General features: G+C 36.9%; 19 protein-coding genes. 13 read left to right on the top strand and 6 right to left on the bottom strand.

Annotation, left to right across the window (positions count from 1 at the left end; translation table 11 throughout):
• Window positions 1-119: 119 nt before the first annotated feature.
• Window positions 120-923 carry an NAD kinase gene (locus tag AN964_RS16670; RefSeq protein ID WP_055740769.1) on the top strand — a complete coding sequence of 268 codons (804 nt, stop codon included), beginning with the start codon at window positions 120-122 and terminating at the stop codon, window positions 921-923.
• 80 nt (window positions 924-1,003) lie between these two features.
• The gene (locus AN964_RS16665) at window positions 1,004-1,882 is read left to right on the top strand and encodes an RluA family pseudouridine synthase (protein WP_055740768.1); all 879 of its coding nucleotides are present in this window, start codon (window positions 1,004-1,006) and stop codon (window positions 1,880-1,882) included.
• 511 nt (window positions 1,883-2,393) lie between these two features.
• Here the strand turns inward: AN964_RS16665 and prpE are convergent.
• Window positions 2,394-3,134, bottom strand: coding sequence for a bis(5'-nucleosyl)-tetraphosphatase PrpE (gene prpE / locus AN964_RS16660; RefSeq protein WP_055740767.1), 741 nt, complete (start codon window positions 3,132-3,134; stop codon window positions 2,394-2,396).
• A 342-nt stretch (window positions 3,135-3,476) separates the two neighbouring features.
• On the opposite strand from prpE, the gene AN964_RS16655 reads away from it, so the two are divergent.
• Together AN964_RS16655 and fabI are read left to right on the top strand one after the other, a co-directional pair.
• Window positions 3,477-5,327: a monovalent cation:proton antiporter family protein gene (locus tag AN964_RS16655; RefSeq protein WP_055740766.1), complete on the top strand. Its 1,851-nt coding sequence runs from the start codon at window positions 3,477-3,479 to the stop codon at window positions 5,325-5,327.
• Between the two features lie 184 nt (window positions 5,328-5,511).
• Window positions 5,512-6,291, top strand: a complete 780-nt coding sequence (fabI, locus tag AN964_RS16650) for an enoyl-ACP reductase FabI (RefSeq protein WP_055740765.1) — start codon at window positions 5,512-5,514, stop codon at window positions 6,289-6,291.
• A 44-nt stretch (window positions 6,292-6,335) separates the two neighbouring features.
• On the opposite strand, the gene AN964_RS16645 is transcribed toward fabI, so the two are convergent.
• A complete protein-coding gene (locus AN964_RS16645; protein WP_055740764.1) occupies window positions 6,336-7,517 on the bottom strand; it encodes an NAD(P)/FAD-dependent oxidoreductase in 1,182 nt (393 codons plus the stop codon).
• A gap of 35 nt (window positions 7,518-7,552) precedes the next feature.
• A complete protein-coding gene (locus AN964_RS16640; RefSeq protein ID WP_055740763.1) occupies window positions 7,553-7,981 on the bottom strand; it encodes a helical membrane plugin domain-containing protein in 429 nt (142 codons plus the stop codon).
• Window positions 7,982-8,265: 284 nt separating this feature from the next.
• Between AN964_RS16640 and AN964_RS16635 the strand changes: the two genes are divergently transcribed.
• The 9 genes from AN964_RS16635 to AN964_RS16600 all read left to right on the top strand — a co-directional run bounded on the left by AN964_RS16635 (window position 8,266) and on the right by AN964_RS16600 (window position 12,546).
• Window positions 8,266-8,619 (top strand): DUF1360 domain-containing protein, encoded by a 354-nt coding sequence (locus tag AN964_RS16635; protein WP_055740762.1) that lies wholly within the window; start codon window positions 8,266-8,268, stop codon window positions 8,617-8,619.
• Between the two features lie 73 nt (window positions 8,620-8,692).
• The gene (locus AN964_RS27330; RefSeq protein WP_268888416.1) at window positions 8,693-8,821 is read left to right on the top strand and encodes a hypothetical protein; all 129 of its coding nucleotides are present in this window, start codon (window positions 8,693-8,695) and stop codon (window positions 8,819-8,821) included.
• A gap of 249 nt (window positions 8,822-9,070) precedes the next feature.
• A complete protein-coding gene (locus AN964_RS16625; RefSeq protein ID WP_055740760.1) occupies window positions 9,071-9,544 on the top strand; it encodes a YhcN/YlaJ family sporulation lipoprotein in 474 nt (157 codons plus the stop codon).
• Window positions 9,545-9,559: 15 nt separating this feature from the next.
• Window positions 9,560-10,036 (top strand): stage V sporulation protein AC, encoded by a 477-nt coding sequence (gene spoVAC, locus AN964_RS16620; protein ID WP_055740759.1) that lies wholly within the window; start codon window positions 9,560-9,562, stop codon window positions 10,034-10,036.
• On the top strand, window positions 10,036-11,055 hold the full coding sequence (spoVAD, locus tag AN964_RS16615; protein WP_055740758.1) for a stage V sporulation protein AD: 1,020 nt from the start codon (window positions 10,036-10,038) through the stop codon (window positions 11,053-11,055). Before spoVAC ends, spoVAD begins: the two co-directional genes overlap by 1 nt.
• Window positions 11,056-11,081: 26 nt before the next feature.
• Window positions 11,082-11,438: a stage V sporulation protein AE gene (gene spoVAE / locus AN964_RS16610; RefSeq protein WP_055740757.1), complete on the top strand. Its 357-nt coding sequence runs from the start codon at window positions 11,082-11,084 to the stop codon at window positions 11,436-11,438.
• Window positions 11,439-11,538: 100 nt separating this feature from the next.
• Complete coding sequence (locus AN964_RS25685; protein WP_083489383.1) at window positions 11,539-11,676, top strand: YjcZ family sporulation protein; 138 nt, start codon at window positions 11,539-11,541, stop codon at window positions 11,674-11,676.
• Window positions 11,677-11,955: 279 nt separating this feature from the next.
• Window positions 11,956-12,219: a sporulation-specific transcription regulator SpoVIF gene (gene spoVIF / locus AN964_RS16605; protein WP_055740756.1), complete on the top strand. Its 264-nt coding sequence runs from the start codon at window positions 11,956-11,958 to the stop codon at window positions 12,217-12,219.
• Between the two features lie 93 nt (window positions 12,220-12,312).
• Window positions 12,313-12,546, top strand: coding sequence for a hypothetical protein (locus tag AN964_RS16600; RefSeq protein WP_055740755.1), 234 nt, complete (start codon window positions 12,313-12,315; stop codon window positions 12,544-12,546).
• A 24-nt stretch (window positions 12,547-12,570) separates the two neighbouring features.
• On the opposite strand, the gene AN964_RS16595 is transcribed toward AN964_RS16600, so the two are convergent.
• From AN964_RS16595 to AN964_RS16585, 3 genes are all read right to left on the bottom strand, one after another.
• On the bottom strand, window positions 12,571-12,993 hold the full coding sequence (locus AN964_RS16595) for a GNAT family N-acetyltransferase (protein ID WP_055740754.1): 423 nt from the start codon (window positions 12,991-12,993) through the stop codon (window positions 12,571-12,573).
• Between the two features lie 5 nt (window positions 12,994-12,998).
• Complete coding sequence (locus AN964_RS16590; protein ID WP_055740753.1) at window positions 12,999-13,511, bottom strand: YjcG family protein; 513 nt, start codon at window positions 13,509-13,511, stop codon at window positions 12,999-13,001.
• Window positions 13,512-13,599: 88 nt separating this feature from the next.
• On the bottom strand, window positions 13,600-14,322 hold the full coding sequence (locus AN964_RS16585; protein WP_055740752.1) for an alpha/beta hydrolase: 723 nt from the start codon (window positions 14,320-14,322) through the stop codon (window positions 13,600-13,602).
• Between the last annotated feature and the right edge of the window lie 33 nt (window positions 14,323-14,355).

The following is a 14,355-nucleotide window of genomic DNA, read 5'->3' as shown; positions in this document are numbered from 1 at the left end:
AAAAATGACCTGAAACTCAGTCTACATTAGGATTTATAACAATGTACGAAAAACAACGATCAATACGAATACAGTATTTCGAATGAATAGTTGTTAGTTTGGAAGGAAGGTGTAATTACTTGAAATTTTCAATAACCTCAAAAGGAAATGCACAATCAAATGCATTAATGCACAAAATTCGTACATATTTACAGGATTTTGGTTTAACATATGATGAATCGCAGCCTGATATTGTAATTTCCGTGGGCGGAGACGGGACGCTTCTTTATGCCTTTCATCGTTACAGCTCAAGATTAGATAAGACGGCATTCGTTGGAATTCATACAGGGCATCTTGGTTTTTATGCAGATTGGGTTCCAGATGAAATTGAAAAACTGGTAATCGCTATTGCTAAAACCCCTTATCAAGTGGTGGAATATCCGACTCTTGAAGTGATTATTCGATATCAACACGGTGGAAAAGAAACAAGATATTTGGCTTTGAATGAATCTACCGTTAAATGTGTGGAAGGTACATTGGTAATGGATATTGAAATTAAGGGTCTGCACTTTGAACGATTCAGAGGAGATGGTCTCTGTGTTTCCACCCCATCAGGCAGCACCGCTTATAATAAAGCCCTCGGTGGTGCCATTATCCATCCATCATTGCAGGCCATTCAATTGGCGGAAATGGCATCGATTAATAACAAGGTATTCAGGACAATCGGCTCACCATTGATTTTGCCATCGCATCATACCTGCACATTAAAGCCTGTTCGAGATCAGGATTTCATGATAACGATTGATCATTTAACATTGCTGCATAAGGATGTAAAATCCATTCAATTCCGTGTGGCGAATGAAAAAATCCGGTTTGCAAGATTTCGTCCATTACCTTTTTGGACAAGGGTACATGATTCTTTTATTGCAGATAAAGATCAATAAAATATTGATTTTGCGGGCCCTATTTTTTCACTTTAGACAGATAGTGGATTTCGCAAAGATGATAACAGTGGAGGGGTCCTGTGGCACCATTTAACTTACACTGGGTAATTGAGGAGAAAGACGCTGATAAATGGATCAAACAATTTTTGGCGGAGCACGAAATTTCCCGGAGAGCATTAACAGATATTAAGTTTAACGGCGGGAATATTTCGGTAAATGGGAAGGAAGAAAATGTTCGATATAAGCTGAGAACTGGAGATAAATTAGATATTGTTTTCCCGCCGGAAGAGCGAAGCGAGACATTGGTAAGTGAAAATATACCATTAAACATCGTTTTTGAGGATCCATCCATTCTAGTTATTGATAAGCCTCCTTATATGAGTACCATCCCTTCGAGGGAGCATCCGACAGGCAGTTTAGCAAATGCATTAATGGGCTATTATGAGAAGCAATCCATTGAATCATCTGCCCATATAGTTACAAGGCTGGATCGAAATACGTCTGGGTTGGTACTCATTGCGAAGCATCGATATATTCATCATCTATGCAGCTTGTTACAGCAAAAAAGGCAAATCAAACGAACATACCAAGCATTAGCAGAAGGTTATTTTACAGACAATTTCGGAACAATAGAAGCTCCAATTGGGAGAAAAGAAACAAGCATCATTGAAAGGGAAGTCAGGCCGGACGGTCAATATGCGTGCACTCATTTTGAAGTGCTGGAACAGCATGTGGGTTTTAGCCATGTGAAAGTGTGGTTAGATACTGGAAGGACACACCAAATTCGTGTCCATATGTCCTATATCGGTCACCCTTTGTTAGGGGATGACCTATATGGTGGGAACACAACTCAGTTTACAAGACAAGCATTGCATTGCAGTGATTTACACTTTATACATCCGATAACGAAAGAGGAAATGACGTTTCACAGTGAAATTCCGGAAGATATCAGGCCGTAATGTAAGCAGCACTTTTTAATTAGTGCTGTTTTTTTTATAAAAAAACTAAAAGGTAAATACCTCAGTTTCAGTTCTGAGAATGTACATTCGAAGCCATATTATGGAAATTAACTGGGATGTTGGAGTTATGAAGGACCGGGTATTGATAGAAAACAAGGGAAGTGTCCTTCATCAGGGCTATGAAGGACAAGAAATAGAAAGAAAACAAGGGAAGTGTCCTTCACGGGGTTATGAAGGACAAGAAATAGAAAGAAAACAAGGGAAGTGTCCTTCATCGGGGCTATGAGGGACAAGATAGTGATAAAAAACAAGGGAAGTGTCCTTCATCGGGGTTATGAGGGACAAGATAGTGATAAAAAACAAGCAACGTGACCTTCATCGGAGTTATGAGGGACAAGAAAAAGATTGAAAATAAGCGAAGTGTCCTTCACGGGGTTATGAAGGACACTTCGTGTGGGAAAATGATCGGGTATGATGATAGATAGGAAAATGTTCATCGCTGCCTTCTTAATTAAGAATCAAAATGGTTAAATTTCTCACCAACAAACGGCAAGGAAGATGGCACAGAAATTGTTTCCATCTCCGGGTACTTAAGGGCAGTCAATTTTCCTCCAAAAACCGCTCCCGTATCGATATTAACTGTATTACGGATAAACCTTGGTTCTAAAACCGGTGTATGTCCATAGACAATGGTTGGTTTACCATTGTACAATTTTGCCCAATCTCTTCTTACAGGTGAACCATCCGGGTGTTTTTCCCCTGTAATATCTCCATAAAGAACAAACGTTTTTACTTTACTATTCATTTTTCCAATAAAATCTTCACGAATTCCAGCATGTGCAATCACAAGCCTGTTATTATCTAACAGCAAATAGAGTGGTGAGTTTTCATACATTTCCACAAAAATATTTCTGTAGTGTTTTTTTTGTTGATCAGTACATGCAGATAACTCCGCAACAGTTGTTTCAAGTCCATGGGTTACTTGCACCTTGTTTCCTAAAAAATACCGATATAGTTTATTGCAGTGATTTCCCGGCACATAATATGCTTGTTTTTCTTTCCACAGCTGGTAGACAATATCAATTACCTTTAGCGACTCCGGGCCACGATCCGTTAAATCACCCACAAATCCAAGACAACGGCCGCTTGGATGAACTGGAATCCCATCCTTCCAGACATAACCTAACTGTATAGTTAATTGATGAAATTCACTAAAACAACCGTGAATATCCCCGATAATATCCATTTTCATATGAATCCTCCTTCCCATGGGTAAAATAAATTTGAAAAATGAATAAGGTTATTATTAGCCAAAAGTAAAGAATCTTGTTAGGATAGAAACTAACAATTTTTTTAATTGTGTTTTAGCCGAATAGGGATAATTTACGAATAATCATTTCGCGGTGATTATCACCGGAACTGGCGGAATAATCACCAGAACTGGCGAAAATAACACTAGAAATAGTTATAGCAATGGCTCGGCAGGCTAAATGAAATTAGCGGCAAATTTAGGGAATTAACGGCTATTTTTTCCCATTCGGCTCAGGTTAACTCTTGATATTAGAGTTGAATTATTTTAGAAGGGAGATGAACAATGGCACATACATCTGTTGCTTCATTATTGATTGTAATTGTGGCTGCGTTTTTAACGCCAATCCTTTTACACCGATTAAAACTATCCTTTATACCTGTCGTAATCGGTGAAATTATCGTAGGGTTAATTATTGGAAAAAGCGGGTTCGATATAATTGAAAAAGACACTTGGCTTAACACATTATCCACTTTAGGGTTTATTTTCTTAATGTTTTTAAGTGGAGTTGAAATAGATTTTTCAGCATTTGTAAGCAGAAAAAAGTCAGTAACATTGCCGAACGGGAAGAAAGAACCAAACCGTTTAAAGGTAGCTATTATTATCTTTATCGGCATATTTATCGTTTCTGTTATTCTATCCTATGTATTTGTCTTTATCGGACTAATTCATAATGCATTCCTTATGACATTAATTATATCCACTATTTCACTTGGTGTTGTAGTGCCAACCTTGAAAGACGCACATATTATGAAGACTGGAATAGGACAGATTATCTTATTGATAGCTGTAATCGCAGATTTAGTTACGATGATTTTATTGGCAGTCTTTGTTTCTCTCTCAGGCAAAGAAACAAGCAATATGTGGCTATTATTGATTTTGTTTGCAGGTGGAGTTCTGTTATATTTTATTGCAAAGGGATTTAAAAAAAGATCCTTATTTAAAAAGCTTTCCACAGGAACAGTGCAAATAGGAACAAGAGCTATTTTTACGCTAATTATTATTTTAGTTGCGTTATCGGAATCTGTTGGAGCAGAGAATATTCTTGGTGCCTTCCTAGCGGGGACACTCGTGTCCTTATTATCGCCAAATCAAGAAATGGTTCGGCAGCTTGATTCTTTTGGATATGGCTTTCTCATCCCGATTTTCTTTGTCATGGTTGGGGTAGATTTGGATTTACATTCCATGCTGAGTGATCCAAAATTGCTAATGTTTATTCCACTTTTAATGATTGCCTTTTTTATTTCGAAAATTTTTCCGGTCCTGCTTTTAAAAAAATGGTATGATACGAAAACGGTTGTATCCTCTGCATTTTTGCTGACCTCGACCCTTTCGTTGGTCATTGCGGCAGCCAAAATTGCGGAACGTATAGGAGTTATTTCGACAAGCATGAGCGGTACGCTAATATTAGTGGCAGTCATTACATGCATTATTACGCCAATTATCTTTAGAAAGTTATTTCCAAAAGAAAATATTCAAGTACGCAAATTGAAGGTTGCGCTTGTCGGGGCAAATCAATTGACCATGTCAGTTAATAGGGAATTAAAATCATCCTTGTATTCGCCAACCTTGTATCACACGAAATTAGATAAAGCGGAAAATCAAATTGCTGATTCCCTATTTGATGTCATTGAAATTGAAAATTATGAATCAGATTCACTGGAAAAGGCAGGGATATTTGAAGCTGATATTGTCGTTATTATGACAGGAAATGAGGAAATTAATTCTGAATTAGCAGGGATTGCTAAGCGCAAGGGGGTTGAAAGAGTGATTGCCCGTATTGAAAGTCCAAGTCTTGAAGAATCAACGACGGAACAGGGGGTAGAGTTTTTTTCTACATTGCTGTCCACACAAGCATTGTTACGGGCATTCATTGAATCACCGGATATAATCAATTTATTAACTAATAAAGAGACATCGCTATTTGAAATCACGATGTTAAATCACGAATTTGAAGGAATGACATTAAGAAGGTTCCCATTCACAGGAGATATTATTTTCGTACGGATATTCCGCGGAAATGACTCTATTGTGCCGCATGGGGATACACAGTTGCATTTACATGATCGTTTAATTATTACAGGTTCAAAAGAGTATGCAGATGAACTGAAGCGGGAGCTTGAATTTTGCGAGTAATACGATGAAATTGAATAAATTTAGGGGTGATTTTGCGTTCAGGGAGAATAGGGAAATACACATATGAGTGGATTTCTCCTGACCAAATCACCCTAAAATAAAAATGAAGTGTTTCAAATATAGTAACAGCTGCTAAAACCAGGTATAATATAAAGAGAAACATAATATTTTGTTGGAGGATAAAATGGAAGATTTATTAAAACTAAAAGATAAAAACATTGTAGTCATGGGTGTTGCAAATGAACGCAGTATAGCATGGGGAGTAGCACAGTCTCTTCACAATGCAGGGGCAAACTTAATTTTTACATACAGATTGGAACGTTCACTAGGAAAATTAACTCAACTGCTTGAAAAATATAATTATCCTAAAAGCTTGGTTGTTCAATGTGATGTAAATAATGATGAGAGCGTTCAAAATGCTTTTAATGAAATTGGTGAAAAAGTAGGAGTGATCCATGGTGTTGTTCATTCCGTTGCCTTTGCTCATGCGGAGGATTTAAAAGGTGATTTTATTGATACTTCCAGAGAAGGATATGCATTTGCGCAAGATACTAGTGCCTATTCATTAGTAGCTGCAGCTAAGGCAGCGAAGCCTTATATGACAGAAGGCGGTTCTATTGTTACGATGAGTTATCTTGGGGCTGCTCGTGCAATACCAGGGTACAATGTAATGGGAGTAGCAAAAGCAGCGCTTGAATCCTGTGTAAAATATTTAACATTTGATTTAGGAAAAGAAAATATCCGTGTTAATGCTATTTCTGCGGGACCAATTCGTACGCTTGCTGCAAAAGGTGTACCTGGATTTAATGACATTATGAAAATGATTGAAGAAAAAGCACCATTAAAGAAAAATGTTACGGCGGAAGAAGTCGGAGATATGACAGTTGCTTTACTCAGCCATTTATCAAGAGGGGTAACTGGTGAAGTGATTTATGTAGATTCAGGTTATAATATTGTAGGATAAAAAAAAACCTCCATTTCACATTTGAAATGGAGGTTCTTTCTTTATTAATACGCTAAGCTGAATAACGCTTTTATGTGAGATAAGTAACGGATATTACTTGCTTCTTTCATTAGTGATGCTGGCATACCTTTAAGAGGTATATTGTTTGCTCCGATTGTAGCAACAGCATCTTTGCGTCCCAAGCTAGCTAAAGTACCCGAGTTTACTTGAGTAAATGTCTTCATTGCTTTGTTTTCTAAATAAGCATATAAGTTATAGCCTGTTTGTTCTCCCATTTGCCAAGCAATTTGAGCTGTTGGAGGGTATGGACGGTCGCCATTTGCAGGGAAGACAACAGCGCTGTCACCTACAACAAATACGTCGTTGTGGGAAGTAGATTGCAGATATTCGTTTACGGTAGCACGTCCACGGTTTACCTCTAATCCGGATTCTCCTACAAGTGGATTTCCTTGAACTCCACCTGTCCAAACGAATGTATTGGATACAATTTTTTGTCCGTCCTTAAGTTCAATTGTATTACCTTCAACGTTCGTTACTGGTAGTCCAGTTAAGAATTGAACACCGCGATCTTCAAGGCTCTTAGTGGCGCGTTCAATTAAATTTTCCGGTAATACTGGAAGAATTTTTGGACCTGCTTCAACTAGAAGTAGTTTAATTTCTTTTGGATCGATACCATACTTACTTGTAAGTGTTGGGAGTTTATCTGCGATTTCACCAACTAGTTCAACCCCAGTTAAACCGCCTCCGCCAATAAGGATAGTTGCGTCTGCTTCATTTTTTGTTTTTGCGTATTCTTGAAGGCGTCCCTCAATATGGCTTTTAATCTTATTAGCATCAGCTGCAGATTTTAACACCATGCTGTTTTCTTCTAATCCTGGAATACCAAAGTATGCCGTTGTACTTCCTAGTCCAACAACAAGTGCATCATAAGTTAATAGTTCGCCATTAGATAGCTTTACTTTTTTATTATCAACATTAAAAGATTCTACTTTTGCGATTTTAAGATCAATGTCTTTTCCTTTGAAAAGTTTATCTAGAGGCAGAGCAACTGCTTCTTGAGTAGCGCTCCCTGCAGCAAGACGATGTAGTTCTGTAATGATTTGATGTGTAGGATATTGATTAATAACAGTCACTTGTGCTTGATCTTTATTTAAATACTTGCGAATATTCAATGCCGTAAGTAGGCCGCCATAACCTGCGCCTAAAATGACAATTTTCTTTGACATAGTTTCTCCTCCGTCCTTAGTAATAAAATAAGAAATTAGTTATTGGATTTCTCTGCTGTAACTTTAAGATAAGCATCAACAAAACGGAAAAGTTTTTGTGCTTGTGGATCTTTGAGCATTCTTAGCAAACCAAATAGACCGATAGTTTCATTACTAACTTCTGCACGGTCTTTTGCTTCAATCACAGTAGCTGCAACACTTTTTGCTGTGTCTTTTACTGGTTCTGCAATTTCTTTAATTGCTCCAATCGTATCGCTCTTTAAAATTTCATCTGTAGCAACTTTTTGCACAAAATCAAATGATGTTGTAAGGAAACTCACCATTTCTGTTAATTTTGGGAGTTGCTCCACTAATGTGTTCAATGATTCTTGAACTTCCGGCTTTAATAATTGATCCAGAATATCTAATTTTTCCTGGCTTACCGTTACGTTTTTTGTTTTTGCATTTTCAACTACTTCTGCCATAACCTATTCTCCTTTACACTAAGTTTTATAAACAGTTAAAATAATGTCCCATTGCATTATACCTCTTATTTGCAAAAGGGAAAAGTATATCGAACGAATTACTTGTGAAATTTGTTCATTTTCAATTTTAAGGGAGAGATAGTATGCGCATTCATTATTTATATTGTTCCATTTCTACTTTCATTAATGCGAAGAAGGATGGATTTATTAAACAAAAAAGTCATTAATCAATAAGGATTCGGCATATTTATATAAGCAGATGATGAAAAAAGAGGGGAAAAACCGTGATCAATTCTTGGCTTGTATTGTTTTTATTTTCCTTAGCAGCTTTCCGCCTCACTCGCCTGCTTGTATATGATAAAATTACTGCATTTATTCGAAGCCCGTTTCACGAAGAAGTAGATGAAACCGATGAGAATGGTACAACGGTTACATACATTAAAATAAAGGGAAGTGGTTTGAGATCATGGATAGGTGAATTATTAAGCTGCTATTGGTGTACAGGAGTTTGGTGCTCCGCTTTTATATATATATTATGGTTAATTGTACCTGCTATAGCACAACCTCTCATTATTTTATTAGCAATCGCCGGTCTTGCAGGAATTTTCGAAGCGGTGCTAACCAAATTCATGGATTGACAATACGAACTACAAGTTTCTTTCCTTCATATAATGGCTAATGGTATAAAACAACAGGAGAGGATGACGACCGTTGAATATGAGAAAACCCATTATCAGAACTCCAGCAATGCCCCCATATGCAAGACCATTGATTACAACGCCTACTGTAAAAAAAGTAAAAAAGAGCGGCTGTGGCTGTGGAAAGAAAAAAGTAAAGTAAGCAGGCAAATAATATATGCCTGTTTTTTTATTTTTTAGAAAAACGAGTGAGTGAAACCTAAGTGAATTCATTAAAGCGACAATTCGCATCCGTTATTCATAACTCCACTCGCAAAGAGTCACAATCCTTCAAGCATTGTTTTGATTAAAAAGATCCTCCTATATTTTCCACTCTGTCCGTTCTCATAAAATGTTGATTTCTGCTAAAAATAATCTTTAGACAATTGATTCTATAGGAGAGGAATGCGGTATGAACAAAGGATGCAAGCACATTTTTATCATCTTTTCCGTCCTGTTGTTATTAGTTGGCTGCAGTAATCAAAACGATAATAAGAAAAGCAGCATGGCCTTAATTAAAACTACTCAGCCAACTCCGGTGAAGCTTAGCAATAAAAACAATGAGACACTTCCAGTCAAAGTAAAAAAAGAAGTAGCAAATATAAAAGAAATCTATGATGTTGCTGTAATCGAAGGAAATAAAACAATCTTAGTAGCCTATAAAGTCAAACATTTATATCGTTTTCGTATGAAAAGTATTGAAAAGAAATTAACGGATCGATTAGAAAAAGAGTATCCAAATGAAAAATTTGTTGTATCCAGCGATTATAAAATATTTCTGGAGGCTGTCCGATTAAGGGAGGCACTAAAAGCCGGAAAGATTTCCAAAAAGGATGCAAGAAAAAGATTTAACGACATCGTAAAATTAAAAGAAGAATTAACATAGAAAGTGTGAGTGTATATGGCCAATAAAAACAAAACAAAAACACCAGAACAAATTCAATATGATCAATTACAAAAAAAACATGAACTGAAAAGACCAGTATTAAAAAATTGTATTCGTGCCTTTTTTATTGGAGGGATTATTTGTTTAGTAGGACAAGCTGTTACATATTTTTATATCTACTTTTTCAACTTTACAGAGCAGACTGCTGGAAATCCAACCGTTGCAACGATGGTTTTTCTTGCCATGCTGTTAACAGGCTTTGGTGTGTATGACCGAATGGGACAATTTGCAGGTGCCGGAAGTGCAGTGCCGGTAACAGGATTCGGCAACGCCGTCATCTCTTCTGCCATCGAACATCGAACAGAGGGGTATGTTCTTGGAGTTGGGGGAAATATGTTTAAATTAGCCGGGTCTGTTATTTTGTTTGGTGTCTTTTCCGCTTTTATTGTGGCCTTGGTTAAAACCGTCCTTACCATGTGGGGGGGATTGTAATGTTAAATGGTGCACAAACATGGGTCTTTAATAGCAAACCTGCCATTTTATCGACAGGTGTAGTAGGAGGGCCATTTGAAAAAAACGGAAATCTTGCCAATGATTTTGACAAATTTCATGAAGACCTATGGATGGGACAGGATTCCTATGAAAAGGCGCAACGAATCTTAATTGAAGACGCTGTAGATATTATTTTAAAAAAAGAAGGGATAAAAGAGGAGAAGGTTCAATTTTTTATTACCGGTGATTTAATTAATCAAATAACCCCATCAAGCTTTGCTGCAAGAACGAATCAAATCCCTAATCTAGGCTTATTCAGTGCATGTGCTACTTCGATGGAGGGGTTAGCCTTATCCGCCTTTATTATTAATTATCAAGGTGCAAATAAAATTATTACTGGAGCATCCAGTCATAATGCTTCTGCAGAAAAGCAATTTCGTTATCCTACAGAATATGGCGGACAGAAACCCCCTACAGCTCAATGGACAGTTACAGGTGCAGGGTTTGCGCTAATTGGTTCAGGAAATGAGGCTGCAGAAAAACCGCACCCAAGAATTTTATCTGCTACTATTGGGAAAGTAATTGATTTAGGAATATCTGATCCCTTTAACATGGGCGGGGCAATGGCTCCTGCGGCAGTGGATACGATTGAGAGACATCTCCAGGATCTTCAAATTGATCCATCTTATTATGATCTAATTGTGACGGGAGATTTAGCTACCATTGGAAGAAATGTCGCATTAGAGCTTTTTGAACAAAAAGGTATTCCAATTAAGGAAGAACAATTTAAGGATTGTGGGTTACTCATTTATAAAAAGGATCAGCCAGTACAATCAGGAGCGAGCGGTCCGGGGTGTTCAGCTACCGTCCTTTACGGTCATCTTCTAAACCAGATGAAGAGCGAAAAATTAAAAAGGATTTTAGTGGTAGCAACAGGTGCGTTACTTTCACCCCTTTCCTTTCAACAAAAGGATACTATTCCATGTATTGCACATGCGGTTGCGATTGAATATTTATAGGAATTCAAAAAGAAAGGGTGAACATTATGCTTGCAATGTTTTTTTGGGCATTTGTCATTGGCGGTATTATTTGCGTGATTGGTCAATTATTATTCGATGTCGCCAAATTAACACCAGCACATACTTTAAGCTTACTTGTTTCCATTGGTGCGATACTTGCAGGTCTTGGCTTATATGAGCCACTCATTGATTTTGCTGGTGCAGGTGCCACTATTCCAATCACTAGCTTCGGAAACTCACTAGTACAAGGAGCTATGAATGAAGCAGGAAAGCATGGACTGGTCGGTGTTTTGACAGGAATGTTTGAAGTAACCTCCTCAGGTATTTCTGCTGCAATTATCTTTGGCTTCATTGGGGCATTGTTATTTAAGCCAAAAGGATAAAGAAATGTAATTGTTGTTAATGGAAAACCCAAAAGCCCATACACATTTATCCCGCGTTTCATACTCTATAACGAGTAGAAAAAAAGCGAGGTGAGGTTGTATGTTCGGTTATGGAGGATACGGATACGGCGGCTGCTGTGGATATGGATACGGCGGCGGTTATGGCTGCGGAAACACTTTTGTTTTAATTGTTGTGCTGTTCATATTGTTAATTATTGTTGGAGCATGTTTTTGCTAAACAATGGTCCTCATAAAGATGGAGTAAAACATAGTGGTTTTGCTCCATCTTTTATGTAGAAAATAAATTTTTCACTTTCAAAGATCTCCAAGCTCGGATTTCTCCGTCTCCTCTTACCATAACTACCTCACCTTATTTCCCTTTATCTCGAGGTGAGCGCGAAATCCGTACGCTGATGAGCAAGGGCCTATCACATTTCTATATTGTCCGCCTTTTTCTTTCACCATTTATGAATTTCTTACATAACATAATGTAGTTGAAAGGGAGGGCGAGACGTTTATGGATAATCCTTTATTTAAAAATATTGAAAAGAAAACAGGCGTAAATATGAAGGAAATCTTAGAATTGGCGAACTCTTTGCAAAATGCCAATTTTAAGGATGAGAAAACAGTTCGAAGTATTATTCATAGAGTATCAGAAATTGCAAATAAGAAGGTTCCAAAGGAATTAGAAGATAAATTGGTAAAATCTATTACACAAGATGGAAAGAATTTAGATTTTAACACATTATCAAAAATGATGAATACTCCTAAAAAGAAATAATTTATTTCTAAGGGCTTGCCAGGTCGCAAGTCTTTTTTTCTTTTCCATCACATATACTTTAATATGCATCTATTCAAAAGGATGAGGGAAAAATTGGGCTATATCTTGCCAATTACGCAATATTCGCCGCCTGGAAGGAAAATAGAGAAGGAACCATTGAAATTATTTCCATCCGAACGGCCAAACCTTCTATTTCAACCATATAAGCACACTGCTTATATGGCTACGGAAAAGAAGGAAAACCACATCTATAGCGAAATGATAGTTTCTGTTGAACAATATTATAGATTAACTGGAAAAGGAAAACATATAAATGTATTAAAATAAAAAAAATGCCTAAAAAGGCATTTTCTACAATGATTTCTCCATTGTTTTGTGAGGAATTCCAGCATCAAGAAATTCATCGGATACTACTTCATATTTTAATTTTTCATAAAATGGAATGGCATGTGTTTGAGCATTTAATTTTAATCTAGTTAATCCCTGTTCAGAAGCGTGCTGTTCGATAGCTTCCATAATGATTTTCCCCGCACCTTTTCCTCTGTAGGAAGAGAGAATACAAATTCTCTCTACTTTTCCTTTTCCATCTACTACTCTAAAGCGGCCAGCACCTATCGGCTTATTATCGTCATATAATACAAAATGATCTGCTGCATCCTCGTACTGATCAATTTCCTCTTCTTCGGGAACCTGTTGCTCCTCTATAAATACAATTTTTCGAATCGTAAATGCGTCCTTTAGTTCATCCTCTGTTGTCACTTTAACGATGTTCACTTCATTTATTCCTTTCCTAAATGATATGTTTCATATACGGTCCAAGAACCATTATCAAGTTGATATAAAAGGTGAAAGCGATCGATAACTTCTTCATGGTCTATACCAAGCATTCTTAATTGACCATAAATATCGGAATGTTCATCACTGGATAGCTTTTGTCCAATCGTAATATGTGGAACAAACGCATATTCCGATACTGCGTCAGGTAATAATTCTTCTAAATTCTTTTGTAAATTCTGTAATTCAGATGTAGGCTCCACTTTGAAATAAATTGTATTATTAACTGGTTGAAAGGAACTTACCTTAGAAATCTTTAATGGAACGGGCCGGTGATTTTTTGCAATCTGATTTAGTTTTTCAGAGTAAGTTGCAATTTCTCCATCAGATAATTCAAAAGCGGCTTTCAGTGTTAAGTGTGGAGGAATAAGAGCATAGTGAGGATCGTAACGCATTCTGTAAGAATTGGCGAGATCTTGTAGTTTTTTAGATGGGAACATAACTATTCCATATTTCATTAGTTTCAACCTCCTTATTCTTTACGAACATAATACTATTATAACAAATTTTCTAAATTTTTTATATAGCCAAATAGGCACACAAAGATTAAAACATGTATTTCAAAGCTCTCTTTAAATCCGGTTGCCAATATTTCCAGGTATGTTCCCCATCAAATTCCTCATAAAAAACCGAAAATTTCTTTTCCTTAAACAATTGGTGTAGTTTTCGGTTTGGAGTAAGAAAATCCTGAACTTGCCCATTTGTCGTTTTTACTTTTGTTTCGCCTTTTCCAATTATATGATAGACAGAAAGTAAGGATGGATCAGGGTGTTGTTCCACTGTCTCTAGCACTTTTTCATCCACCATAGGGGATTGTAAAATAACCTTTCCGAAAATATTAGGGTATTTCGCCGCCGTTAAAAGAGATACAGTCGCAGCTAATGAATCGCCTATTAGCACTCTTCCCATTCCCATATGAAAAGTTGGAAATTCTTTATCTAAATAAGGTACAAGTTCATGAGCAAGAAAACGTATGTAAGCTTGATTTTGTTCTCCATCCGGATGGTATTTCTTACGGCGATCATGTACATTTTGATAAGGAATCCCTACTATTATCAGGTTTTCTATCTCATGGTTCTCCAATAGCTCATCTGCAACTCTGGCAATTCTTCCAAGCTGAAAATAATCCTTCCCATCTTGGGCAATTAATAGATGATATTTATATAATGGCGAAAAGGTAGCAGGGAGATAAATAAGGATAGTTAAGCTTTCCCCTAATTCTTTACTTTCAAACGTAAGTTCTTTAATAGTACCTCTTGCTTGTGTCATTGCTGTAATCCTCCATTTTATGGTGTATAAGTT

Source organism: Heyndrickxia shackletonii, assembly GCF_001420715.1.
Lineage (GTDB): Bacteria > Bacillota > Bacilli > Bacillales > Bacillaceae_C > Margalitia > Margalitia shackletonii.
Note: the sequence above shows the minus strand (reverse complement) of the source record. Positions and strands in the feature narration are given on the sequence as shown.

Bases quoted from the DNA above. Each gene is read 5' to 3' on its own strand.
- prpE (WP_055740767.1), bottom strand. From the start codon at position 3,134: ATGAAAATGGATATTATCGGGGATATTCACGGTTGTTTTAGTGAATTT.
- AN964_RS16655 (WP_055740766.1), top strand. From the start codon at position 3,477: ATGGCACATACATCTGTTGCTTCATTATTGATTGTAATTGTGGCTGCG.
- fabI (WP_055740765.1), top strand. From the start codon at position 5,512: ATGGAAGATTTATTAAAACTAAAAGATAAAAACATTGTAGTCATGGGT.
- AN964_RS16645 (WP_055740764.1), bottom strand. From the start codon at position 7,517: ATGTCAAAGAAAATTGTCATTTTAGGCGCAGGTTATGGCGGCCTACTT.
- AN964_RS16640 (WP_055740763.1), bottom strand. From the start codon at position 7,981: ATGGCAGAAGTAGTTGAAAATGCAAAAACAAAAAACGTAACGGTAAGC.
- AN964_RS16625 (WP_055740760.1), top strand. From the start codon at position 9,071: ATGAACAAAGGATGCAAGCACATTTTTATCATCTTTTCCGTCCTGTTG.
- spoVAC (WP_055740759.1), top strand. From the start codon at position 9,560: ATGGCCAATAAAAACAAAACAAAAACACCAGAACAAATTCAATATGAT.
- spoVAD (WP_055740758.1), top strand. From the start codon at position 10,036: ATGTTAAATGGTGCACAAACATGGGTCTTTAATAGCAAACCTGCCATT.
- spoVAE (WP_055740757.1), top strand. From the start codon at position 11,082: ATGCTTGCAATGTTTTTTTGGGCATTTGTCATTGGCGGTATTATTTGC.
- AN964_RS25685 (WP_083489383.1), top strand. From the start codon at position 11,539: ATGTTCGGTTATGGAGGATACGGATACGGCGGCTGCTGTGGATATGGA.
- spoVIF (WP_055740756.1), top strand. From the start codon at position 11,956: ATGGATAATCCTTTATTTAAAAATATTGAAAAGAAAACAGGCGTAAAT.
- AN964_RS16590 (WP_055740753.1), bottom strand. From the start codon at position 13,511: ATGAAATATGGAATAGTTATGTTCCCATCTAAAAAACTACAAGATCTC.
- AN964_RS16585 (WP_055740752.1), bottom strand. From the start codon at position 14,322: ATGACACAAGCAAGAGGTACTATTAAAGAACTTACGTTTGAAAGTAAA.